Genomic DNA, 24085 nt, shown 5'->3' on the forward strand with positions numbered 1-24085 from the left:
TTGGTAAAGCCTGTCACCAGAATAGTGAACGCCTGCCAGTCACTGATGCGTCGATCGCCCGCCAGTCCCCTGAAACGGTTGATCATCATCCGTGACTTCGGATGCTGATACGCTTTCAGCAGCGGATCGTTCATACCTTTCAGTAACATCAGGCTCACTCCATGATAGTTTGCGCTTATCCTGCCACGCTCTGATCAGAGTGAAAAGTGTCGCTGTTCTGAATGTGACCGCTTAATGGCCGTGGCGGATGGGGTCCGGCGGAACGACCGGGGAGGTTCAGGATCTTTCACCGCACAGAGCAGGCAGCTGAGAGGCGCGTCCTGATGACGCGCGATGTCCGGCTTATGAGATCACAACTGCGCGAGGGTTTTGAGTGTTTCACTCAACCGCGCCACCAGGGCGCGTACCCGGTGAGGAATAAAACGGGCATCAGGGAAAATGGCGTAGAGATAGCGGTCGGGAAGCCGCCAGTCCGGTAACAGCCGTACCAGCCTGCCGGATGCCAGCGCCTCCGCGCCAATCAGGGTCTGTAATCCGCCTATTCCCAGCCCGCCCTCCAGAGCCTGCCGCAGGGCATCGCTGTTGTTGGCGCGAAACACGCTCTTCACCGGAACAGACATCCTCTCTGTTGCCGAGAACAACTGCAGCGGGGCGTCCGGGGAAACGCCGCTGAAACGGACATGGGGATGATGCGCCAGCTCAGCCGGAGTCTGGAGAGTACCGTGACGGGCGATCCAGTCAGGGGACGCCACCAGCACGGTTTCAACGGTGGTCAGTACCCGGGCCGCCAGCGTGGCGGGTGGCGACTCACTCAGCCGAATTGCCAGGTCAACGCCCTCCGCAATCAGGTCTGACAGACGATCTTCCAGCGCAAGCGTTAACTGCAGGGCCGGATGCGCCTGCTGGAAGGCAATCAGAGACGGCATCAACCGCTGGCCGATGCCGCTCGGTAACTGGATGTGTACCCTCCCGCTCAGCGGTTGCGAGTCGGGCCGCAGTTGCTGCTCCAGCTCCTCCATCGCATTGAGCAGGTGTCTGACCTGCTGCAGATAACGCTGCCCCTGCTCCGTCAGCGCCATGCTGCGGGTGGTGCGGTGCAGCAGCACGACGCCCAGCGCCTCCTCAAGCGCTGCAATCTGCTGACTCACGGCCGATTGTTTCATGCCGTTCTGTCGTGCCGCCGCCGAGAAGGAGCCCGCTTCCGCCACCCGGATGAAGGTCTGAATGGCGTTAAGTTTGTTCTGCATTTAATGATTTTCCTGATAAGTGGTATCCGGTTGGTAGGATTTAATCAGAATCTTTGGCAGGTGAGAATGCTTTCCGTTACTCAACAAGAGAGTGGAGGTGAGCATGACGCAGAAAAACAGGGTGGCATTAGTGGCAGGCGCCAGCGGGATTGTCGGGCAGCAACTCTGCCAGGCGCTGGCTGACAATCACTGGCAGGTCAGGGCGCTGACCCACCGCGCTGCCGCTGCCGGGAGCGTGATTGAAACCTTCCGGGTCGATTTGCGGGATCCAGAGCAGAGTGCGCAGCAGCTCGCTTCGCTGACTGACGTCACGCATCTCTTCTACAGTGCCTGGCTCAGCGCCGCTGACTGGCAGGCGATGGTGGAGCCTAATCTGGCGATGCTGCAGAATCTGGTGCGGGTCATTGAGGCTATTGCGCCGCTTGAGCATGTCAGCCTGATGCAGGGATACAAAGTCTACGGCGCGCATCTGGGGCAGTTTAAAACCCCGGCGCGGGAGAGCGATCCCGGTGTGCCGGGTGCCGAATTTAACGCCGCACAGCTGGCCTGGCTGAGCGCACAGCAGCAGGGTAAAACCTGGCACTGGAGCGCCCTGCGGCCCGGCGTGGTAGGCAGCGACCGGCCGGGCAACAGCATGAATCTGGCCCTGAGTCTGGCGCTGTATGCTTCCCTCTGCCGGGCGGCGCGGCTGCCGTTACGCTTTCCCGGTTCGCTGGCAACCTGGCACAGCATGGTCGATTTTACCGACGCCTCACTGCTTGCCGATGCGACGCTCTGGGCCGCACGTACGCCTGCGGCGGCCAACCAGGCCTTTAATATCAACAATGGCGATCTCTGGCGCTGGAGTGAACTGTGGCCGGTCATCGCCGCCTGGTTTGAACTGGCGATCGCGCCACCGGTTGCCCTCTCCTTCCGGCAGCTTTTTCAGGATTACCGTGGGCTCTGGCGGAAGATTGCGCAAGAGAACGCCCTGGTGCAGCCCGACATTCTGGCCCTGAGTGATGGAACATTTGCGGATTTTGTCTTTGGCTGGGATTACGACATGTTTGGTGATGGCAGCAAGCTGCGGCGGGCGGGGTTTCACCACTATCGCGCGACGGATCAGATGTTTTGCGATCTGTTCAGTCGCTTCAGAGCGGCCCGCCTCATTCCGTGAAGCCCGGATCAGAGACGTGAGGCAGAGCGCGCAGGGGTGGCGCTCTGCGAGGGCAAGGCCTCAGCGCCCTTTCTTCTTGCGGCCCGGCTGGGTAAAGCGCTTGCGTGAGGCACCACCGGCATCCGCTTTTTCAGCCGGTTTCGCCGGGCCTTTCTGCGCTTTTTTTCCCGCCGCAGGTTTAGCAGGCGCTTTGGCTTTCTTAGCCGGTTTTTCTTCCGACGAAGAATTTTCCAGCAGTTTAAACAGCTCAATGAGTTCGTCGTCAGTCAGATCGCGCCACTCGCCCAGCGGTATGCCTTTGAGATTGACATTCATGATGCGGGTACGCTCAAGCTTCGTCACTTCATAGCCAAAGTGCTTACACATACGGCGGATCTGGCGATTCAGCCCCTGCACCAGCGTGATACGGAAGACAAACGGCGCTTCCTTTTTCACTTTGCACTTTTTAGTGACGGTGCCGAGCATGGGCACGCCCGCGCCCATACCGGCAATAAACTCATCGGTGATCGGTTTGTCGACGGTCACCACATACTCTTTCTCGTGGTTGTTACCGGCGCGCAGGATTTTATTTACCAGATCGCCGTGGTTGGTCAGGAAAATCAGGCCCTGAGAATCTTTGTCGAGACGGCCAATCGGGAAGACGCGCTTACTGTGATTAACGAAGTCGCTGATGTTATCGCGCTCGCCCTCTTCCATCGTGGTGATAATCCCCACCGGCTTGTTCAGCGCGATCAGCACCAGATCCTCTTCATCACGCGGCTCGATCAGCTGACCATTCACCTTCACCACATCGCCTGCAAATACCTGCGCGCCCACAGTGGCGCGTTTGCCGTTAATGAAAACGTTGCCCTGCTCGATGTATCGATCGGCGTCGCGGCGGGAGCAGATACCGCTCTCGCTGATGTATTTATTGAGACGAGTTGATGAGTCAGTCAGCATGGTTCCTCCAAAAAACGCGGACTATACCTTACCGGCGTGAGCTTGCGAAGTCTTTGCGCGGGAAACTTGTGGCGCGCCCCGCGCAGCAGAGCGTCAGAGCGTAATCGCCATCTCCACACAGCGTAACGCACAGCCCGCCAGCTTCGAAGGATAGAGGCTTTCGCCCAGAACCCGGAAGCCATGCTGCTGATAAAAGCCGGCGGCGTTGGGCGTCGAAGCCAGCGTCAGACGGTGATAGCCACGCTGTAGCGCCTCCGCTTTGATTCTGTCGATAATCCGGCCCGCCAGGCCCTGTCCGGTAAATTCAGGCAGCGTAAAAATCGCCTCCACGCTGGCCGCGCTGAGATCCAGTAACCCGGTCGCAACCGGCTCGCCGTCCGGGCCATCAATCACAAAAAAGGGGTTCTCGCGGATCATCGCCGTAAAGCTGGCGGGCATCCGGTCTGGCGTCCAGGCGGTCAGCATCTCTGGCGGGTAGACATGCTGGCAGCCGTGGCGGATCGCCCGATTTCTGATCTCCCATAAACGATGCGCCTCTTCAGGCGAGGCTTCTCTGACTATCATACTGCCCTCCTTTTGCTGAACACCCGGTTCGCTATCACACCACGTTGCGGCGCGCTCGGCTAGCGACTGAAGAGAGCTGTTGCATCGGCAAACCGGCTGTTTTCATCCTGCTGCATCTGCAACAGTACCGGCGGCGTCAATCCGGCTTAATTGTTGTTACAACAGCGGTTTACTGACTGGCATGGTTACTGCTTAGCCTTTTCTTTTATATCTGAAAGTTTGGATAAGTTTACGTTACCAGTGATTCAGCTATATCAGGAGAGCAACGATGTCAGAAACTCAACCCCTGCAGTTCGCCTACTGGGTGCCGAATGTCTCAGGCGGACTGGTGATCAGTCAGATAGAGCAGCGTACCCGCTGGGATGCCGGATACAACCGGAAACTGGCACAGATTGCCGAAGAGGCGGGCTTTGACTACGCGCTGACGCAGATCCGTTTTACCGCCGGTTATGGCGCGGACAATCAGCATGAGTCGGTCACCTTTTCTCAGGATCTGCTCAGCCAGACGTCACGATTAAAAGTGATTGCGGCTCTGCTGCCCGGCCCGTGGAATCCGGTGCTCGCGGCGAAGCAGATCGCCACCATCAGTCATCTCTATGGGCCGCGCATCGCCGTGAATATTGTCAGCGGCTGGTTCCGGGGCGAATTTAAGGCGATCGGCGAACCCTGGCTCGATCATGAAGAGCGTTACCTGCGCTCGGAAGAGTTTATCCGCTGCCTGCTCGGCATCTGGCGCGAAGAGAGCTTTACCTTTGCCGGGGATTTTTATCGCTTTCGCGACTACGCCATGAAACCGAAACCGCTGTCACCGCTGCCGGAAATTTTTCAGGGCGGTAGTTCACGGGCGGCGCGGGATATGGCCGCCCGGGTGTCAGACTGGTACTTCACCAACGGCAATACCCCGGAAGGGGTGCGTCAGCAGGTGGCCGACATCAGGGCGAAAGCCAGCGTCAACCAGCACAAGGTGCGGATCGGCCTGAACGGTTTTGTGATTGCCCGTGACAGTGAGCAGGAGGCGCAGGCGGTGCTGCAGGAGATCATCCGCAAAGCTAACCCGGATGCGGTCAAAGGCTTTCAGCATGAGGTCAGAAATGCGGGCAGCGCATCACCGGAGGGCGAGGGAAACTGGGCGAAATCGTCGTTTGAGGATCTGGTGCAGTATAACGATGGCTTTAAAACCAACCTGATCGGTACACCGCAGCAGATTGCCGAACGGATTATCGCGCTGAAGCGGGCCGGTGTGGATCTGCTGCTGCTGGCGTTTCTGCACTTTCATGAAGAAGTCGAATTCTTCGGACGTGAGGTCATACCCCGGGTGCGTGAGCTGGAGGCGCAGGAAGCGCTGGTCCGCGCATAGCTGCCGCTTTCTTTGCTGGCTGTGCTGCAGGTTATCTGCCGCTCCGCGCTGGCGGGGCGGCAGGTCCAGGACGTCAGCGCCATTGATCTGCCCGGTTAAAAACGGGCATTCACTCCCACGTTCCACGTCACCTGATGCGTCTCACTGTTACCCGCCACGGCCGAAACGCCCGCAAAGGCATTCACTGCGGCACCCAGCGGCACGCTGGCTCCCACGGCCATGTTGATCCAGTTGTCATCCCTGCCATCACTGCTGCGGGTAAAGGCGGTGCGGGTCGATTTCAGTCCGGCCGTTACCGCGGAATCACTGTCACCAAACTGATGGTTGTAACTGATCTGCGCCCAGGGATTGACCGGCAAATCTTTGCTGTCGATACGCCAGCCCAGGGAGCCGACCTGGGCGTGCAGCGTCTGGTCGCCAAAGCGCATAGAGGTGCTGCTGTTGCCCTCTTCCTGATAGCCGCCGACTCGCGTGTAGTCGAGCGCATAGCTCGCCACCGGTCCGGTCGTGACGTAACGGCCAACGGGAAGATCCCAGCCGGTCTGCACCCGCATCCCGAGCACTTTCCCGCCACTGTTACCCTGTTCGGTACGGGTCGCAGGCCCCAGTTTCACCTGGCGTTTAATATCGTCGAAATCCAGGTCGGCATAGTGGGCGTCCGCGTTTATCCAGCCGTGGTCGAGGTAGTTCAGCTGGCTCCAGATCGCCACCAGATTACCGCGCAGGCGGTAATCGAAGCGCGACGAGGGCTGCTGGCGCTGCGAGGTGGTGGAGAGCATCGCACCGGCCTGCCATGCATCGGTCAGCTGATAGCCCACCCCCACTGTGCCGGTGGCGCTGGTGGCATCCCCATCCAGCAGACTGTCGCCACGAAAATCCCGCTGCTGCCCGGCGTAACCGCCAAAAACGGTTAACGTGCCCGCCTCTGCGGGCTGCTGACGCTGCTGCTGCAGATGCCCATCCAGCGTATTCTGCGCATCGCCCACCAGCATTGAGGGGGCACGGCTCAGCGCCGCCACCTGCAGCGGTGCGTTCAGCACTGACTGAATGTAATCGGCGATCAGCGCATGGACTGCCGGGCTGGGATGCAGCCGGTCGGCAAACAGATACTGCTGCGAGGATGAAAATCCCGGCGTGGAAGTGGTGCAGTCCATTGACGACACGCCGGGCGGGCAGGCCATGCCGGCGGTGTTGGTGAGTCCATAGCGGACCGGATTATCGATCACCTCATTAAACAGGCCATTGATATCTACCCAGGCGATGTTGCCGCGGGCCGCCAGCAGCCCCTCCTCTTCGGCCTGATTGTAACGGTCGGTCAGCGCCGAGGCGGCCTCACTCAGCAACCGCCAGGCAGCAATCAGCTGCTGCGCGAGCGCCTCACGGATCGGCGGAATCGCAGAAAGCTGCCCCGCCGCCTCACCCAGGGCCGTTTCAATCGCCTGCTCGCGCGCGGCCCGGTCTGGCGTGGTGCGGGTGCTCAGCGACTGAAACAGCGCCGCTGTGGCCGGTTGCGCGGCGGGTCCGAGCGTCTGCAGAATCGCCTGCAACAACGCGGGGGTGGCCCCCACGTTGGGCACCGTCGGCACAATCACCGTTCCGGCACCGGCATCCAGCAACCGGCTAACCTGTGAGGCCGCCGCACCGGCGCTGTTATCGACCAGCTGCCGGGCAGTCAGGGGGGAGAGCGCCGCCGCGGCTAAGTCATTGCCGCCGATCCAGTGGATATAGAGGCCATCGGGATCGGCCCGCCCGCTGCGGGATGCCAGATAACTTTGCAGCTGATCCTGGGTATTAAACAGGGGATTGATCGCCGGTACCGCGACGGCGCCGCCCTCGGCATAGTTGTTTCCGCCCTGCGATGAAGGACGTAAGGTATCGCCCAGCGACTGCGCGACGATCTCGTCATAGAGCGGGTGGGTTGCGCCATCATAGGTAAAGCGCCCTACGTTACCCCCATCGCTCAGGCTGTCGCCAAAGACGGTGAGGTGGCTCCATGCCGCGGCGGGCAACGGTGACAGCAGACTCAGGATCGCACAGCAGAAAAGGGTTTGCGCGTGAAGGGGTTTCATCAGCAGCTCCGCACAGGGGTAAAGGAGGACGAACCGCACCCGATGGCACGGTTAGCTGTAAGCGTAGTCGTCCGGCGAAAGAGGCTGAGAAAAAGGCGAGATCTGGCTCGCAAAGCGGGAAAAATCTGGCGTGAAAGCGGTCTGCGGCCGCACCAGTTGCAGCGGTGTCAGCGCGGCTACTTTTTAGTGGCGGGTTTCAGGCCACGATAGAAATCCTGCAGACGTTTCATGGTTTTGACCGTGCGCTGCGGCATCGCAGAAGCCACCGACAGGATCAGCATCTCCAGACAGACCATGATGGTGCCATGCAGCGGAATGCGTCCTTTTTCACCGCCGCGAGGCACGTTGATCACCACATCGGCTTCGCGGCCAAAAAAGGAGTCGGTGGCGTTGGTCAGCAGGATAAGCGGAATGCCGAGCCGTTTTGCCTCACGCACGACCGTTGTCCCCTCCCGGTGCGCCGACTGCTGCGCCATCATCACCAGCACATCGCCCCGCTGCATCGCCAGCATCTGTTCAGCCAGCGCCACACCAGAACGGTTCAGTGAAAAGGCTGGCAGGCCGATGCGGTTAAGCAGCCGCACGCTATAGTCCGCCAGAATGCCCGATGCGTTGATGCCAAAAATCGCGACGGCGCGCGCTTCGCTCAGCAGCGTGACCGCATCCGCGACCGCCACGCGGTTCTGCGGCTGAGAGAGCACCTCACAGGCGTGGCGGTGGCCCGACAGCACAAAGTCGATGGCGCTGCTCACGTCGCTGGTCACCTCACTGACGGTCGTCACCATCTTATCTTCGGAGGTCAGCGCTGGCCCGAACCAGACTTTCAGTGTCTCTTTCAGGTCACGCAGGCCGCTAAAACCCAGTGCCTGAATCGCGCGGATGACGGTGGCATCTGAGGTCTGATTTGCCAGGGCGATCTCCATCGCCGTGCTCTCCAGCACCGTTTCGCGCTGTTGATCGAGGTAACGGGCTACGGCAAGCAGACGCGGCGAGAGCTGCTTTTCCCTGGCGCGCAGGCGCTCTGCCAGCACATCGGTTCTGTTCTTTACTGTCCGGATCGATTTCATGCTTCACCTGATTCAGTGGGAATTAACTTTTCGTCTCTCAATTACGCTCTCATTTTCACGACCCGATCGGCGAAAAAGATGTAGTGAAAGAGTCGGGGTGTCTGATTATTCACCTGATAACGCTGTGGATTAAGCGTCAACATTCAGTCTAAAAATAAATAATCTAATTATATTACAGAAAGATAAACAGAGTTTCACTTAGCCTTCCGCTGAAAATTTGCCTCAGGCGAAATGTAGTATTTTACGATTAAATTATATTTACTACTACACCGGCTGATGATTGAATGATTCTCAATTACAGATGAGAAGCATTGTCGTCGGGGCGGTGAGAGGTTCTTCCCCCCTTCCGGCTTAACGCTTCGCTGTTTAACACACTGCATGTTGCAGAAGACCTCCAGGGAAGCCCTGTGTGACCGACAGAAGGTCATGCCGGGCGATATTGACCTCAGCTTCAGAAACGAAAAGAAAAATGAAAAACAGTTCAGACTCCCGTTATCCGGCCCGGCACTCTGCTCTGGTCGTGGCGATCTGCGGCAGCATCCTGCTGCCGCAGGCTGAAGCAGCAACCGACAGCGCACCGGATATCACCGTCACCGCAGAGGCGAATCCGGAGGGAAATTACAGCGCCAGCCAGAGCAGCGTTGCCAGCAAAATGCCCACTGCCCGGCTTGATGAAGCGCAGTCGGTCAGCGTGGTGACACAGCAGCAGCTGGAGGATTATCAGGTCAGCTCGCTGGCAGAAGCGATGCGTTTCGTCAGCGGGGTGAGCGAAGCGAACACCCTGGCCGGCACCGAGGATGGCTTTGTGCGACGCGGCTTCGGCAGCAATGCCGACGGGTCGATCTACCGCGATGGGATCCGCAGCAGTCAGGGCCTTAACGTCGATGCCACCACGGAGCGGGTGGAAGTGCTGAAAGGCTCCTCCTCCCTGCTTTATGGCATTCAGAATCCGGGCGGCATCATCAATGTGGTCAGCAAAAAGCCGCAGTACAACTGGCACTCCAGCGTCAGCGGACGCTACGCCAGCGAAGGCGGCGGAGCAGGCACGCTGGACGTCACCGGGCCGCTGGGCAAGGGTTTCGCCTTCCGGCTGATTGCCGAAAAACAGAATCAGGATTACTGGCGCAACTTCGGCAGTGAGGAGCACACGCTGGTGGCCCCCTCACTGCAATGGTTTGGTGAGCAGGCCAGCTTTCTGATCAGCTATGCCGACTACCGTTATGATATCCCCTACGATCGCGGCACCGCCTTTATCAATGGCCGGCCGATTGATATCGGCTATAAAGATCGTCTGGATGACAAAGCCAATCACGCCTGGGGACATAACAAAACCCTGAACGCGCACTACGACTGGCAGTTTAACGACGAGTGGACAACCCGTCTGACCCTGGGCTGGAACCAGCGGCGCTATGACAACAATGAAGTGCGGGTGACGGCGGTGAATGCCAGCAGCGGCGTGGTCACACGCCGTGCCGATGCCAATCGTGGTTTTAACCATAAAACCAAATATGTCAGCTGGGATCTGCTGGGGAATCCAGAAATCTTCGGCATGTCGCACGCGCTGGTGGCGGGGACAGACTATGAGATGAACCAGACCTACCGCGCGCATCAGTATCAGGGCAGGGTCAACCGTCAGTTCAGCTACTTCAGTCCCGACTATGACATGCTCTCTCCGGTGACCGATGCCAGCACGGAAAACAGAACCGCGGCCAATAACCTGAACCGCATTCACAGCCGTTCACTCTACCTCAAGGACAGCATTTCGCTCTCATCCGACTGGATTGTGGTACTGGGCGGCCGTTATCAGCACTACGAACAGCGGGCCTCTCGCGGTGTGAATCCGCAGGTGGAAACCCTGAACGATGAGGGAAATAAATTTCTGCCGCAGGCAGGGGTGATCTACAAACTGACGCCCGACCTCTCGTTCTACACCAGCGTCAGCAAGTCGTTTACCCCTTCCACCGACGTGGATGACAATGGCAACGTCGGCAAGCCGGAACAGGGCACCAGCTGGGAGGTCGGCAGTAAATGGCAGCTGTCACCGACACTCCTGGCGACCGTGGCTCTCTATCGCATTGATGAAAAGGCGATGTCGCTGAACATCAATGGCAGCACGCGGGCGATTGATAAGGCGCGATCCACCGGCGCGGAGTTTGAGCTGAACGGCGAGATTTCTCCGGGCTGGGATCTCAGCGCCAGCTACAGCTATGACCAGGCGGAGATTGTCAGCGACCGGGTCAATCCAGACAACAACGGCAACCGGCTGCAGAATGCGCCGCGCCAGTCCGGTGCGCTCTATCTGAGTCATGAGATGCAGGTCAGCGGGTTGCCAGGCTCACTGCGACTCGGCGGCGGTGCCCGCTATGTCGGCACCCGTGCAGGCGATCCTGATAACAGCTTTACCCTGCCCGACTATGTGGTGGCAGATACCTTTGTGGCGTGGAACAATCGCCTGTTTGGTGAAAAAACCCAGCTGCGTCTGAATCTGAATAACCTGTTCAACCAGCACTACTACAGTTCAAGCGGCGGCAATCTGCGCGTCCGTGAAGGTGAAACCCGTAACCTGATGGTACAGGCCCGTGTGGAATTTTAAATCGCTGCGTGCCGGGCTGCTGCTCGGCCTGCTCTGCATCAGCGCCGGCGCAGGCGCGCGGACGCTGACCGACATCACCGGTCGCCAGGTGACAATTCCCGATCATCCGCAACACATCGTGCTGGGTGAAAGCCGGATGCTCTACAGCGTCGCGCTGCTGACCCCAGGCAATCCGCTGCAGCATATTGTGGGGTGGCCGCTCGACCTGAAAAAGTATGATCCTCAGACCTGGCAGGCTTTTGCCCGCCAGTTTCCGCAGATGCGCGAGATTACGCCACTGGGGCTGGATGGGGTCAATGACATGAACCCTGAACAGGTAATTGCACTCAGACCCGACGTGGTTGTCCTGCCGCAGCTGGCGCGTGACGGTGAAAACGGCGCCCTGCTGGAGAAGATGCTCAGCGCGGCGCATATCCCGGTGGTGAAGATCGACCTGCGGGTTGACCTGCTGAACAACACGGAACGCAGCATGACGCTGCTGGGGGACGTGCTGAATCAGCCTCAGCGGGCTGCTGAGTTTAATCATTTTTACCGCACCCATATGCAGCGCATTGAAACGCGGCTGGCTGATTATCATGGCCCCCGGCCCCGCGTGCTGTTGCAGCTGCATCTTGGCCGACGAAATGAATGCTGCGTGACCTCGGTAAAGGGTAATCTGGGCGACCTGCTGCGCTTTGCCGGCGGGGATAATATTGCCAGCCAGCAGGTCAACGGGGTGTTCGGGCGACTGAGCGAGGAGAGCGTCATCGCCGCCCGGCCCGACTTCTACTTTGCCACCGGCACCGGCAGCGCGGATGAAGCTGGGGCACTTCAACTCGGACCCGACGTCTCTGCCGCGCAGACCCGGCAGAGCCTGCTGGCACTGACCGGTCAGCAGCACGCCCTGAAGCAGCTGACCGCACTGCGGGACGGCCACACCGGGGCGATCTGGCACAACTTTTACCTCAGTCCGTGGCACGTGGTGGCAACCGAGTTCTTTGCCTCCACGCTCTATCCGCAGCTATTCAGCGATGTTGACCCGGAGCAGACGTTGCGTGAACTGTTCCAGCGATTTCTGCCGATCCCCTTCTCCGGCACTTACCTCTACCGGCTGGCACCGGACACGGCGCGGTCAGGCGGCTGACTGGCCGCCGTTTTTGATGCGGACAATATCGGCCATCACCGACAGCGCAATCTCTGCCGGGGTTTTGCTGCCGATAGGCAGACCGATGGGCGCATGGATGCGATCCAGTTCGGCACGATCCATACCGGCGATCTGTTGCAGACGCGCGCGCCGCTTCTCACTGTTTTTGGCTGAGCCCATGATGCCGATGTAGAAGGCAGGGGTGGCGATCGCCTCCATCATGGTCAAATCGTCGATGCGCGGATCGTGGGTCAGCGCCACAATCGCCACCGCCGCATGCGCCCCGTTGAGTTCCAGCCAGCGCGCCGGATGCTGTGACACCAGCGTCACGTTGTCTGCGCCGCCGAAATGGCTCTCCAGCTCCGTCAGCATCTCCGGACGGTGCTCACAGACCCGCACATGAAAACCCAGAATCTGGCCAAGCCGGATGCACTCATAGGCCACGCTGGAATAGCCCGCGACCAGCAGTTCCGGGATCGCCCCCACCGGCAGCACGATCTGCTGCTCGCTGGCATCCAGTGCGGGCAACACCCGACTGGCGGCGATCGCCTCCCACTGCGCCCGTTCACCGGGGCGTATCATTTTTACCAGCGGCTGCTGACCGCTCAGCGCCCGCTGCATCGCCGTCAGCAGGGCCAGCGTGGCCTCATCGGGCGGCAGAAACTCAATAACGATCTCCAGACTGCCGCCACAGGGCAGGCTGACATCAGGCCGCATCCCGCCTTCGCCATAACGCACCCGCTGACTGCTGTCGCGGTAAGCCCCGGTAGCCAGCTGCGCCAGAAAATCCTCTTCGATACAGCCGCCTGACAGCGAGCCGCAACTCTCTCCGGTCTCACTGACCGTCATGAGTGTTCCCGGTGCGCGCGGGGAGGAGCCGTAGGTGCGCAGCACCGTGCAGAGCCACACTGCCCGCCCCGCCTGAGAGTGGCGGAGGGCGGCATTAATGACGCGTTGATCCAGCGTTATCATGAAAATTCCTTTATTAACTGCAGATCGGCAGGAAAATCGATGTCACACAGACAGCCGCGATCGTGCAGCGGCAGGCGGACGGCAGACGCGTTCACCAGCGCCTGCGGCCCGCTATCGCCCTGCAGGCTGCTCAGGACCGGATAACAGTGACGCTGAAAGCCCACCGGATGCCCCGGCCTGCCCGTCACCCAGGGCCGGACGACAGGCGCATCTGCCAGCGCCGTGCTGACGGCGCGGTAACTCGCGGCTGACACAAACGGCATATCCCCCAGCGCAATCAGCCAGCCGTCATAGTCGCGCGTGGCGTTAACGCCTGCCGCGATCGACTCCCCCAGTCCGCCGCTGTCACACAATACCAGCGTCGCGGAGGTGCAGAGCGCCTGAAGCGCAGCGGCGTCGGGACGCGTCACCACGAACAGATCAAGTCCACTGGCCGCGGCCTGCTCCAGCGTATGTTGCAGCAGCGGTTTGCCATCAAGGCGGGCCAGTAACTTATGCTCGCCCGCCTGCTGACGAAAACGGCGGCTCAGTCCGGCAGCCAGCACAATTAACGCTATCTTCACTCTCTCTCCCTGCAGCGTAAAAACGGGCGCAGCCCTCAGCCTGCGCCCGCCTGACCTCTGTCCGGCCTGCCGGAGCAGGTCAGGAACCGTCTCAGATGATCTTGTCGAGCGTAATCGGCAGATCGCGCACGCGCTTGCCGGTCGCGTGGAACACGGCATTACTGATCGCCGCCGCCACGCCGACAATCCCCAGCTCACCGACGGCTTTCCCGCCCATCGTGGTCGCCTCAAAATCGGGCTCCCCCACGTTGATCGTGGTAATGCTCGGGATGTCGCCGTTGACCGGCACCAGGTAGTCCGCCAGGTTGTTATTGATCACCCGGCCATTGCGCGGATCGATAATGCCCTCTTCCATCAGCGCCTGACCGACCCCCATGATCATCCCGCCAATCCACTGGCTGCGTGCCAGTTTCGGATTGTAGAGACGGCCACTGTCGAGCGCGGCCACCATGCGTTTTACCCGGATGGTGCCGAAATCCTCATCAACCCGCACTTCCACAAACTGCGCGCTCCAGCTGTGCGCCGAAAACGCTTCGGGACGGCTCATGTCGTTCAGGTTGCGCACCATTTTGTCGCGCTCGCTTTGCGACATATCATCCGGGAAGGTGCCGCCAGTGACCGTGAGGCTCTCTGCCGGTGCCAGCGTCGCCAGCTGTGCCAGTGAAACCGCCAGCCCGCTGCGCAGAGTGTGCTGCACGGCGTCGCCTTTCAGCGTGAGCTGAGAGGCGGGGGTGCCATTGAGCGGTGACTGTGGCAGCTCGCTGGCCAGCTTCAGCAGCTGCGCGCGCATTCTTTTAGCGGTGTCGTTCACGGCGGCGGTGACGTTACCTGCCAGCTGCGAACCGCCCGCGACGCCGGCGCGCGGTAAGCGGGTGTCACCCAGCTCAACCTCAATGGTGGTGGAGTCGACGCCCAGAATGTCGGCGGCGGTCTGCGCCAGAATTGTGTAGGTGCCGGTACCGATATCTGCGCCTGCACACTGCACCACAAACCGGCCGTGCGGCGTCAGGATGATTTTCGCCTCCGCCGGCAGTTTGTTGACCGGATAGGTGCCGGAGGCCATGCCCCAGCCAATCAGTTCGCGTCCTTCCCGCATTGAGCGCGGCGTCATAATCCGCCTGTCCCAGCCAAACGCCTCTGCCCCTTTCTGATACGCCTCTTTCAGACGGCGCGAACTCCAGGGGAGATCCAGCTGGTAATCTTTATCGGCCCAGTTGCGCAGCCGCAGTTCCAGCGGGTCGATGTTCAGGGCATAGGCCATCTCATCCATGGCCACTTCCAGGCCAAAGGCGCTGGGATTTTCACCCGGCGCGCGCATCCAGCCAGGCGTGACGGTGTTGATCGGGCGCACCTGATGCTGAGCGGAGACGTTCTCCACCGCATACATGCGGGCGGTCACCTTGCTGCAGTTCTCGGCGAAGACGTCAATCAGTGACGTTTCACTGAAGCTGCGCTGGATAATCGCCTGAATTTTACCGTCACGCGAAGCGCCCAGCTCCAGCTGCTGCGAGGTAGCCGGACGACCGCCCAGGCCGGTAAAGGTCTGCGGGCGGGTCAGCGACACTTTGATCGGGCGCTTCAGCGCGCGTGACGCCACGCACGCCAGTGCAACGTGGGTGTAAGGCACCGGTTTTGAACCAAAGCCGCCGCCGACGTAAGGCGAGATAATCCGCACGGCTTCGGTGTCAATGCCCATCCACTCGCCGATCTCCACCTGCGCGCCCGCCACCCACTGACTGGGCTCCCAGACGGTGATCCTGCCCTCCTGCCAGTGTGCCACGCAGGCGTGCGGCTCCATCGGCATGTTGTATTCGCGCGGGGTGGTGTAACGCTCGCTCAGACGCACGTCGGCCTGCTGCATCGCCTGCTCTGCGTCACCCATATCGATATCCTGCTTCGACACCGGTTTCGGTTCCACGCCCTCATCGGTGGCGAAAATCAAGCCTCTGGAGGTTTCATACTCAATCTCAACCAGCGAGGCGGCCCAGGTAGCCTGTTCAAAGGTTTCTGCCACCACCAGCCCGATGTTCTGACCATTGTGGATGATCTTGTCGTCCTGAATCGGGGTATAGGTTGACTGCGCTGCGCCACCGTCTGCGATGGCGGTGGGCTTGTTAATCTTCAGCGGGTTCAGGTGGGTGTAGACCGCCAGCACGCCTGTGGCCTGCTGCGCTTTTTCCACGGACATCCGGCTGATACGACCGCTTGCGACGGTGGACTGGATGACCACACCATACAGCGGATTTTCCGGCTGATGCTCGACCGCGTAGCGCGCTTCACCGGTGACTTTCACTTTGCCGTCACCCCGGGAGCGTGCTGCGCCTAATCCCTGAACCGGACTGGCCGTTTCTGGCATAGCCGTGGCGCTGTCGCTGGCGCTGACACTCTGCATGTGCAGACCCAGACTGCCCGCCGCTGAGATCGCCGCCGTGGCCTTTAATAAATCCCGACGCACCTTGTCATTCACGTCACTCATGCGGTTTCTCCTGCTGCCATCAGCGCGCGGGCAATGACCCGTGGCGCCAGTTTTACTTTATAGGCGTTGTGAGCCAGCGCCTGCGTCTCCTGCGTGATCAGCTCTGCGGCCTGGAACACCGTCTCTTCATTGAACGGCTGTCCCTCCAGCGCCTGCTCAACCGACCTGACCCGCCAGGGTTTGGTCGCCACGCCACCCAGCGCAATATGCACCTGGCGCATGACCCCGTTCTCCAGCGTAAAGCCCGCGGCGGCACTGGCGGCGGCAAATTCGTAGGAGCTGCGATCCCGGACTTTCAGGTAGTGTGAGTGACGAAGGGACGTGGTCTGCGGCACTTCGATCGCCACAATGATCTCATCCTCGCGCAGGTCGTGCTCACGATCGGGCGAATCGCCGGGCAGCAGGAAGAAGTCATCAATCGCGATGCGGCGGGTCTCACCCTGCTGATTCTGCACCACCACAATGGCGTCAAACGCCACCAGCGCGACCGCCAGATCGCCCGGATAGACGGCAATACAGCTGTCGCTGGCACCCAGAATAGCGTGGTTGCTGTTGACGCCATCCCGTGCGGCACAGCCGGAGCCGGGGTTGCGCTTATTACAGGCAGAGAAGGTCGCCGGGTCGCGGTAGTAGGCGCAGCGGGTGCGCTGACGCAGATTGCCTCCCAGCGTCGCCATGTTGCGGATCTGCGGCGATGCGGCCTGCCAGAGGCTGCTGTAGATGGCTGGTGCCCTCTGCTGACACTCAGGATGATCGGCCAGCTGGCTCATGGTGACCAGCGCTCCCGCCGTGATGCGGTTTTCATCAAACTGCAGGGTTTTAAGTGTGGTCAGTCCGGTGATGCCAATTAGCTGCGGTGGCGTGAAAACCCCACACTTCATCAGATCGAGCTGCGTGGTGCCCCCCGCCAGCAACTGGCCGCCAGCCTGCTGTTTCAGTGCAGCGGCATCTTCAGGCGACTGCGCTACTTTCCAGCTGAATTCATTCATGCCGACTCCTTCGCCATTTCGGCGGCGGCCTGTTTAATCGCATCCACGATGTGGGGATAGGCGCCGCAGCGGCAGAGGTTGCCGCTCATATATTCACGGATCTCATCCTCTGACCCGGCATGGCCCTCTTTGATACAGGCGACGGCAGACATAATCTGGCCCGGCGTGCAGTAGCCACACTGAAAGGCATCATTTTCCATAAAGCAGCGCTGCACCGGGTGCAGTTCACCTTCGGCGGAGGCCAGCCCTTCGATGCTGGTCACCTGCGCGTTGTTTGCCTGAACTGCCAGGGTCAGACAACTCAGCACCCTTTCACCATTTATCAGCACCGTGCAGGCTCCGCACTGTCCCTGGTCGCACCCTTTTTTCGTGCCGGTCAGATTAAGATGCTCGCGCAGTGCGTCGAGCAGCGTTACCCGCGGGTCGACCTGCATCTGTTGCGGCTGGCCATTGACCTGCATTGTTAGCGATATTTTTTCCGACATTGTCTGCTTCCCATTGTTGGCGGGCTGAAAGATATAGTTTTTATTGGCTTACTGCTGACGGGATCTGAATCGGGGAATAGCGTGATAACCCTAATCTTTACGCGCGTATCTCTGACTTAAGGTTTAGCAGCTTTTTCGCAATCTGGCGGAAGGATTGGGGAAAGTCAGCGTTATCCGAAGCGCTGAGCGGCCGAAACGGGCATGGCCGCATGGCTTACAATCTGCTAATACATTGATTTTTAGTTTTTTTATCAGGACGTCTTTTGAATACAACCCCAACGGCGGCCTGTGTGACTTTTTCGATAAGATTTTCCGGTAACATCTATCCCGGGGCGATTTTCAGGTTTAGTGGCAGGTTGCAAAGCGACGTTGCACTCCACCTGGACAATCTGCCTGTGTGGGGTTGGCTTTGGGTTCAGGCAGATGGGATGACAGAAAAATATTTTAAATTTCTTTCATCCGTTTTCCCTGCTCATTCGTATTAACAGACAGGGGCACTCTGGCCCTGTCTGCAAACTCAATGAGGGAAGTGAAAATGAAAGCATTCCTGCCAACTCTGATTTTTTCAGCTTTAGTTTTCAGCAGTGCCACTTACGCGGCGAGCATGAGCAGCGACACGGTGATGGTCGGCGGTGCCGCCATGTACCCGTCGAAAAATATCGTACAGAATGCCGTTAACTCAAAGGACCACACCACGCTGGTGGCCGCCGTTAAAGCCGCCGGGCTGGTTCCGACGCTCGAAGGCAAAGGCCCATTCACTGTTTTTGCACCCACCAATGAGGCGTTTGAAAAACTGCCGCAGGGCACGATCGACTCTCTGCTGAAACCTGATAACAAACAGAAGCTCACCAGCATCCTGACCTACCATGTGGTCTCAGGAAAACTGGATATGCAAGCACTGGAGAAGAAGATCAAAGCGGGTGGCGGCAAGGCCGAGCTGAAAACGGTGAATGGTGGGTCGCTGTGGGTGATGGCAAATGGCCCGCATAACATCCAGCTCAAAGATGCGCAGGGCAATATTGCCAGCATTACAACGTATGATGTTAACCAGAGTAACGGCGTTATCGATGTGATCGACACCGTGCTGATGCCATAACGCATTACCTATACTGTGTGTGGCCACCAGCACGGTGGCCACACCTTTCACAGGGAAGCCGATGACAAAAAATGTGCCCCCGATTCAGGCCGACTTAATGAACCGGATAGCCTGCGGCGACAAAGCGGCACTCGCGCAGCTTTACCGCGTCCTCTCGCCCCGACTTTACGGCATTATTCTGCGGATGGTCAGACGGCGGGACTGGGCAGAAGAGATCCTGCACGATACCTTTATTCAAATCTGGCAGTCAGCAACCTATTACGATGAGCGGCGCAGTGAACCGCACATCTGGCTGAGCCACATTGCCCGTAATCGGGCGATCGATTTCCTGCGTAAACATGAGAACCGGTGCTGCTCCATGGAAGAGATCGGCGAAGCGGAAGCGGGTTTTCAGACATCTCTTCCCGCCGATGAGAGTCATGCAGAGGCGCGGCGGCTTCAGCACTGTATGGCACACTTACCTGCTGAAGAGCGACAAAGCCTCTCGCTCGCCTACTACCGTGGCCTGTCCCAGAGTGAGATAGCCCTCTCCATGAGGCAGCCTGAAGGAACGGTAAAAAGCTGGATCCGGCGCGCATTAACTCACCTTCGGGAGTGCATAGGCCTATGAATGGTCCCGAACACGACGATCTGATGGCGGCAGAATATGTCCTGGGACTCAGCGACCCGGAAACCCGTCTCAGGCTGGATAAACGCCTGACTGAAGATGACGCCTTTGCCGCGGAGGTGCTGCACTGGCAGAAAGCGTTCAGCGGTATCGATCTGATCACCCCGGAGGCCACGCCTCGCGCGGCTGTCTGGCGGCAGATTGAGCGGGATATTAACCGGCACGCTGCCAACACAAAACTGCCGCTCCGCCATCCCGGCTTCTGGCTGGGCTGGGGCCTTGCCGCGGCACTCTCGGGTCTGCTCCTTTTTACTTACCTGGACAAGCCGGAGATCTCCGAGGCGCAGCAGCCGATTGCGGTTCTCAGTGGCACGCAGCCCGATGCACAATTTGTGGTGACGCTGGACAGGGCCGCTTCGCACCTTCAGCTTTCTGCGCTTAACATTACGCTGCCGCAAAACAAGAACCTGCAGCTGTGGCTGATCAGAGGCAGTGCCCCGCCGCGATCGCTGGGCCTCATTACGCACCCTGACCATAACGTTTTCCCGCTTCCTCCTGGTACGTTAGATCATCAGACGGTCCTGGCGATAAGCCTGGAACCGGTTGGGGGATCAACGTTAAGCGGACCGTCCGGGCCGGTCATTTTCCAGGGCAAGGTCACGCGGCGTTCATCGCCGGGCGCATGAGGTGATAAGGCCAGGATCAGAGGTCGCTGCTGCACGCCCGATTTTCGATTCCTTAAAAGTCTGGTGACTGATTTGCAGCGTTTTTACACTTCATCCATTTCTTTTTACGCCTTTTTTACGGGCTGAACGTTTTAATTAGCGACTCCGGGCGCCTCTGCGCCCATGTTCAGGGAAGTCGTGGATGAAATGTTTTACTAAGCCCTATTCCATCGCGGGAGGCAGCGATGCTGCCGTGGCTGAGCTTGCTGAACAACAGCGCCTGCGTCTTATCTCACCCCGCAAATGGTTCAGAGATGCCATTGAGGTCAATACGGATCCGACGCTGCTGAACACGCGCCTGATTGCGCAGTGGCTGGGCGCAACCCTCCCGGATGCCCGCTCACTGACGCTGGCGCTGAACAGCAGCCTCTGTTTTGGTCTTTACCGCAATGGCCGGCAAATCGGTTTTGCCCGGGTCGTGACCGACATGGTGGAAACCTGGGTGATCAGGAATCTCTTCATTTCGCCCGAGTATCGTTTCGTCGGGCTCGGCTCATGGCTGCTGCACTGTTGCCTGTCGCATCCCGGCGCCAGAGGCTGCCGTAATATCATCGCCATGGGCGAGCCCGTTCCGGACTTTTTCGAACGCAACGGATTTATGGCTTTTCCATCATTACCCGGCGTCTACGTGACGACGCTGCATGACGGGAATCACACCCCGGTTTGCACAAACAGCGCCAGCAGGCATTAAGCCGTCGGGGCGCACACGCATGAGCGGTTTTCTTCAGTTTATTCTCCGACCTCCGATTAACAGCGACAGGCTGCGCGGCGCTTTTGCCTGCCTGCAGCCGGCCCTTAAGGAATACATCATGTCAGGCCTGATCCTTGTTTCTCATAATCAGTGTCAACGTTCGACGCTTACAGCTATCTATGACGGCATTCTTTCCCGACAGGGTGGACTCTGGATTAGCTGGGATGGCAAAAGCAGCGTCATCCCTGACGATGCACCAAGACCCTGCGCCGTGCAGCAGACAGGCCAGTATGAAACCGTTACCTTCCCGATGACGCAGGGCGAGCTGAATGAGGGGTATCGCCATTATATTCACAAAGGGCTCTGGCCCGTTTTTCATCAGCGCCCCGACATGGCCCGGTTTTCCGCCAGCGGCTTCCAGGCGTATAAAAGCCTTAATAAAGCCTTTGCGCGCGCGATTTGTGAAAACATCACGCCCGATGATGTTATCTGGATTCAGGATTATCACCTGCTTGGCTGTGCCGCTTTTCTCCGTGAAGAGGGGCTGACCCAGCCCGTGGGTTTTTTCCTGCATCAGCCTTTCCCCGCGGGCAGAATATTTGAAACCATTCCTGAATGGCGCTGGCTGACGGAGTCGCTGTTGTGTTGCGATCTGATTGGCTTTCAGACCGTGCAGGATATGAATAACTTTATCGTCTGGCTGGAGGGGGAATTCCGGACTGAACGCCTGGAGTCGCACTGTTTTCGTGTTCACGGTCGGATTATCAGGGTAGGCGTATTTCCGGTGGGGATTGACCTGGATGATGTCCAGGCTCTGCGCGAGAGCAACAGCTGTGCCTTTATGGAGATGCAGTGCCGCGACAGCCTGCCGGAAAACAGGGTGCTCAGCGGCGGCCATCTTGATGAGAGTTCAGGCCTGCCTTACCGAATCAGCACTCTTGAAGTGTTGCTGCGCAGACATGACTGCTATCAGAAAAACATTACGCTGCTGCAACTGGCCTCACCGGCAGCCGGACACGAACATGATGCCTCCGCAGTGGGCCAGGCACTGGAGGCGCGCTGCGGAGAGTTTAACGGGGTACATGGCGCCATGAACTGGTATCCGGTGAACTATCTGACGCAGGCTTACAGCCGCGAGGAACAGGCCGGGATCTATCGTGCCTCACGCGTGGCGCTGGTGACGCCATTAATGGCGGGCATGAGCCTGATGGCCAAAATGTATGTCGCTCTGCAGGACCCGAATAATCCCGGCGTGCTGATCCTCTCCCAGTTTGCCGGTGCAGCGGAGCAGCTGGAGGGTGCCATCACCGTTAACCCTTACGATCCTGACGGCATGGCCAGTGCGGTACATACTGCATTGCAGATGCCGTTACGCGAACGGCGAAATCTGCATGCCCGTCTGATGAACATCCTGCATATACACAACAGCCATGCCTGGGCTGGGTCCTTTCTGCGCATGCTGATTAACGTGCCGGATGAACCGGCGTCATTGCCGCCACCAACGGTTTTTCCACGCCTGAGCAGCAGCCGGGCGAGGTACTGAATCAGCGCTATCTCCGCGTCCGGGATGATACGCCTGTATGCATCAACGCCTGTCGCCGGAATAGAAGCAGAGCAGGCTTTTAACCGCTTTTATGGGCAACGTTTTCCAGCTCTTCGCGGGTTGGCCCCTGGAACCAGATGGAACTTATGTGACAGCTTCGCGGTTGAGTCAGCACAAAGTGAATTGTCTCCCACACAGAGCGTCCATTCATCAGGCGCTCTCCCATTCTGGAGACGTCGTCGACAAACGGCTCAAGCCCCGTCAGTTCAAAATCCGGCGGATAAAGACCCGTAACACGAATGTTTTCTTCGGAAAGCTGCTGGGACAGTTTAGTGGTGAAACCGCTCAGACTCTGTTTACTGGCAAAAAAAGCAGGATGCGCAATGGAGTTCGTAAAACCCGGCATGCCGCAGGCAGTTTGTATGCTCTCCTCCCGCCAGGCGCTAAACTGACTTCGGCCTCCTCTCGCGCCAGCCACACGCAAAGTACCTGACCAAATCCCCTGCCACGGCCTATGATGACCACTCTTTTTCCTCTAAGCGTGTCGTCCAATTCCATCACCGCATAGACCGGCGGCACCGCGTCGGGATTCGCAGGCGTAATGGTCAGCCGCTTCACGTTGTTACGGGCGGCCAGCTGGTCCAGATCGCTGCCGATGGCATAGGCCAACATTGCCGCCTGCGCCGCCTCGTTAATACGCTGGCGCAGCAGGACTTCCCGGTAGGTGCTCTCCTGCAGGTTTTTCACAATCGGTTCAGATTCCAGCGCCAGCACGAGGCGCATGTCGGCCTGTTCATCCGCTGGATAAACGCAATCAGCGCCTCTTTGCGCTCAGCCAGCAGCGTTTCAAAGTTCGGCACCTCAATAACCTGCGGCGAGGACAGCTGAGAAAGGTCAATTACCGCCACTGTTCACCCCCGTTGGTACAGACATAGCAACCGGCGAGCCGTCAGCACGCTGGTCGGTAAGATCAACCTGCATAGAGCCGTCCACATTGAGCGTGATGTTTACCGAGGCCAGCCGGATGCGTGGCTCCCAGCGGCTCAGTGCGGTATAGGTGGCGGCCATTACCTGCAGTTCTGCGGCCATTCAATCATCGCGGACAGCAACGAACCGTAATCACGCCGGGCAATGCGGCTACCTTCCAGGATGCTCAGGATGTCGCGCATGCTCTGCCGTATGTGGTCAATGTCGGTAATGGCTTCGCCAGTGTCGCGGTTCATGCCTGGGTACATCATTGCAGGCCTCCTTACATATCAGTGCCGGTTTTCATTTGGGCGTGTACGTGCTTATCAGCGATAACGCCGTTAAAACTCATAGAGCCGCCGCCGTGGGTCACATCGTCGTTCATTGTGGTGTCACTGTTAATCCGTGTCTGGCTGGCTTCTATCCCCAGCGCGTAGGTGATCAGCTGAATGCCGTCCTACGCCTCAATGGGCACGCTTTCAATATTCCTTATCAGCAGCTGGCCGTTTTGCGGCTCGTACTGAAACCAGCCGCCGTCCTTAAACACGGTAGTGGTGCCGTCTTCCGAGTAGTCAGGCGGCGGGAAGGCTTCGGAATAGATGGCAGGTAGCGCAAAGGCAGTTTCGAGGTTGCCGCCCAGGCTCAGCAGCACGACCTGCTCCCCCACGGTGGGCTTCCACCATGTGCGTGTATTACCGGCACGCAGGGTGAGCCAGTTGATCCAGTTGGTTTCGAGGTCGCCCGTTTTCACCCGGCACAGCCAGTTCACCGGGTCCACTTCGGACACAATGCCGGTGCGGATCAGGTTGGTGATAAGGCGCATAATTTCAATGAGTTTTGTATTCATACATCAATCC

The 24085-nt window shown here is 59.0% G+C and carries 19 protein-coding genes and 3 pseudogenes; 9 read left to right on the forward strand and 13 right to left on the reverse strand.

All coding sequences use genetic code 11. From position 1 onward, the window contains the following. Nucleotides 1–350: 350 nt before the first annotated feature. Nucleotides 351–1247: a LysR family transcriptional regulator gene (locus FJW00_RS05935; protein ID WP_140923262.1), complete on the reverse strand. Its 897-nt coding sequence runs from the start codon at nt 1245–1247 to the stop codon at nt 351–353. A 103-nt stretch (nt 1248–1350) separates the two neighbouring features. Here FJW00_RS05935 and FJW00_RS05940 point away from each other — a divergent pair, with 103 nt between their 5' ends. Then, complete coding sequence (locus FJW00_RS05940) at nt 1351–2403, forward strand: SDR family oxidoreductase (RefSeq protein WP_373682542.1); 1053 nt, start codon at nt 1351–1353, stop codon at nt 2401–2403. A gap of 60 nt (nt 2404–2463) precedes the next feature. On the opposite strand, the gene rluF is transcribed toward FJW00_RS05940, so the two are convergent. Then, nucleotides 2464–3342 (reverse strand): 23S rRNA pseudouridine(2604) synthase RluF, encoded by an 879-nt coding sequence (gene rluF / locus FJW00_RS05945; protein WP_140923264.1) that lies wholly within the window; start codon nt 3340–3342, stop codon nt 2464–2466. A 93-nt stretch (nt 3343–3435) separates the two neighbouring features. Next, on the reverse strand, nt 3436–3906 hold the full coding sequence (locus tag FJW00_RS05950; RefSeq protein ID WP_140923265.1) for a GNAT family N-acetyltransferase: 471 nt from the start codon (nt 3904–3906) through the stop codon (nt 3436–3438). A 268-nt stretch (nt 3907–4174) separates the two neighbouring features. Between FJW00_RS05950 and sfnG the strand changes: the two genes are divergently transcribed. Continuing rightward, nucleotides 4175–5263, forward strand: coding sequence for a dimethylsulfone monooxygenase SfnG (gene sfnG, locus FJW00_RS05955; RefSeq protein WP_140923266.1), 1089 nt, complete (start codon nt 4175–4177; stop codon nt 5261–5263). Between the two features lie 95 nt (nt 5264–5358). On the opposite strand, the gene FJW00_RS05960 is transcribed toward sfnG, so the two are convergent. Beyond that, the gene (locus FJW00_RS05960) at nt 5359–7332 is read right to left on the reverse strand and encodes an autotransporter outer membrane beta-barrel domain-containing protein (protein WP_140923267.1); all 1974 of its coding nucleotides are present in this window, start codon (nt 7330–7332) and stop codon (nt 5359–5361) included. A gap of 176 nt (nt 7333–7508) precedes the next feature. Beyond that, nucleotides 7509–8399, reverse strand: coding sequence for a MurR/RpiR family transcriptional regulator (locus tag FJW00_RS05965; protein WP_140923268.1), 891 nt, complete (start codon nt 8397–8399; stop codon nt 7509–7511). Between the two features lie 469 nt (nt 8400–8868). Here FJW00_RS05965 and FJW00_RS05970 point away from each other — a divergent pair, with 469 nt between their 5' ends. Further along, nucleotides 8869–10992 (forward strand): TonB-dependent siderophore receptor, encoded by a 2124-nt coding sequence (locus FJW00_RS05970; RefSeq protein ID WP_140923269.1) that lies wholly within the window; start codon nt 8869–8871, stop codon nt 10990–10992. Next, complete coding sequence (locus tag FJW00_RS05975; protein WP_140923270.1) at nt 10979–12115, forward strand: ABC transporter substrate-binding protein; 1137 nt, start codon at nt 10979–10981, stop codon at nt 12113–12115. Before FJW00_RS05970 ends, FJW00_RS05975 begins: the two co-directional genes overlap by 14 nt. Here FJW00_RS05975 and FJW00_RS05980 read toward each other — a convergent pair. The 5 genes from FJW00_RS05980 to FJW00_RS06000 all read right to left on the reverse strand — a co-directional run bounded on the left by FJW00_RS05980 (nt 12104) and on the right by FJW00_RS06000 (nt 17576). Then, nucleotides 12104–13087 carry an XdhC family protein gene (locus FJW00_RS05980; RefSeq protein ID WP_140029322.1) on the reverse strand — a complete coding sequence of 328 codons (984 nt, stop codon included), beginning with the start codon at nt 13085–13087 and terminating at the stop codon, nt 12104–12106. The genes FJW00_RS05975 and FJW00_RS05980 overlap by 12 nt on opposite strands. Continuing rightward, nucleotides 13084–13650, reverse strand: coding sequence for a nucleotidyltransferase family protein (locus tag FJW00_RS05985; RefSeq protein WP_140923271.1), 567 nt, complete (start codon nt 13648–13650; stop codon nt 13084–13086). The genes FJW00_RS05980 and FJW00_RS05985 overlap by 4 nt, the downstream gene beginning before the upstream one ends. Nucleotides 13651–13741: 91 nt before the next feature. After that, the gene (locus FJW00_RS05990; RefSeq protein ID WP_084690469.1) at nt 13742–16126 is read right to left on the reverse strand and encodes a xanthine dehydrogenase family protein molybdopterin-binding subunit; all 2385 of its coding nucleotides are present in this window, start codon (nt 16124–16126) and stop codon (nt 13742–13744) included. Continuing rightward, entirely contained in the window at nt 16123–17115 is a 993-nt protein-coding gene (locus FJW00_RS05995) for an FAD binding domain-containing protein (protein ID WP_140923272.1), read from the reverse strand. Before FJW00_RS05995 ends, FJW00_RS05990 begins: the two co-directional genes overlap by 4 nt. Continuing rightward, a complete protein-coding gene (locus tag FJW00_RS06000) occupies nt 17112–17576 on the reverse strand; it encodes a (2Fe-2S)-binding protein (RefSeq protein WP_009092803.1) in 465 nt (154 codons plus the stop codon). The genes FJW00_RS05995 and FJW00_RS06000 overlap by 4 nt, the downstream gene beginning before the upstream one ends. A gap of 559 nt (nt 17577–18135) precedes the next feature. Here FJW00_RS06000 and FJW00_RS06005 point away from each other — a divergent pair. The 5 genes from FJW00_RS06005 to FJW00_RS06025 all read left to right on the forward strand — a co-directional run bounded on the left by FJW00_RS06005 (nt 18136) and on the right by FJW00_RS06025 (nt 22262). After that, entirely contained in the window at nt 18136–18696 is a 561-nt protein-coding gene (locus FJW00_RS06005) for a fasciclin domain-containing protein (protein WP_140923273.1), read from the forward strand. Between the two features lie 61 nt (nt 18697–18757). Then, nucleotides 18758–19306 (forward strand): sigma-70 family RNA polymerase sigma factor, encoded by a 549-nt coding sequence (locus tag FJW00_RS06010; protein WP_046102791.1) that lies wholly within the window; start codon nt 18758–18760, stop codon nt 19304–19306. Next, entirely contained in the window at nt 19303–19989 is a 687-nt protein-coding gene (locus tag FJW00_RS06015; protein ID WP_140923274.1) for an anti-sigma factor, read from the forward strand. Before FJW00_RS06010 ends, FJW00_RS06015 begins: the two co-directional genes overlap by 4 nt. Before the next feature lie 181 nt (nt 19990–20170). Then, on the forward strand, nt 20171–20719 hold the full coding sequence (locus tag FJW00_RS06020; RefSeq protein WP_058957060.1) for a GNAT family N-acetyltransferase: 549 nt from the start codon (nt 20171–20173) through the stop codon (nt 20717–20719). A 118-nt stretch (nt 20720–20837) separates the two neighbouring features. Continuing rightward, the gene (locus FJW00_RS06025; protein WP_140923275.1) at nt 20838–22262 is read left to right on the forward strand and encodes an alpha,alpha-trehalose-phosphate synthase (UDP-forming); all 1425 of its coding nucleotides are present in this window, start codon (nt 20838–20840) and stop codon (nt 22260–22262) included. A gap of 534 nt (nt 22263–22796) precedes the next feature. Here the strand turns inward: FJW00_RS06025 and FJW00_RS22290 are convergent. The 3 pseudogenes from FJW00_RS22290 to FJW00_RS06040 form a co-directional block, all read right to left on the reverse strand. Further along, nucleotides 22797–23170: pseudogene (locus tag FJW00_RS22290) on the reverse strand (baseplate J/gp47 family protein); the annotation flags it as partial. Then, nucleotides 23157–23500: pseudogene (locus FJW00_RS06035) on the reverse strand (GPW/gp25 family protein). The pseudogenes FJW00_RS06035 and FJW00_RS22290, both read right to left, overlap by 14 nt. Before the next feature lie 11 nt (nt 23501–23511). Continuing rightward, nucleotides 23512–24075: pseudogene (locus tag FJW00_RS06040) on the reverse strand (phage baseplate assembly protein V). Nucleotides 24076–24085: the final 10 nt, after the last annotated feature.

Source organism: Pantoea anthophila (assembly GCF_006494375.1).
Classification (GTDB): domain Bacteria; phylum Pseudomonadota; class Gammaproteobacteria; order Enterobacterales; family Enterobacteriaceae; genus Pantoea; species Pantoea anthophila.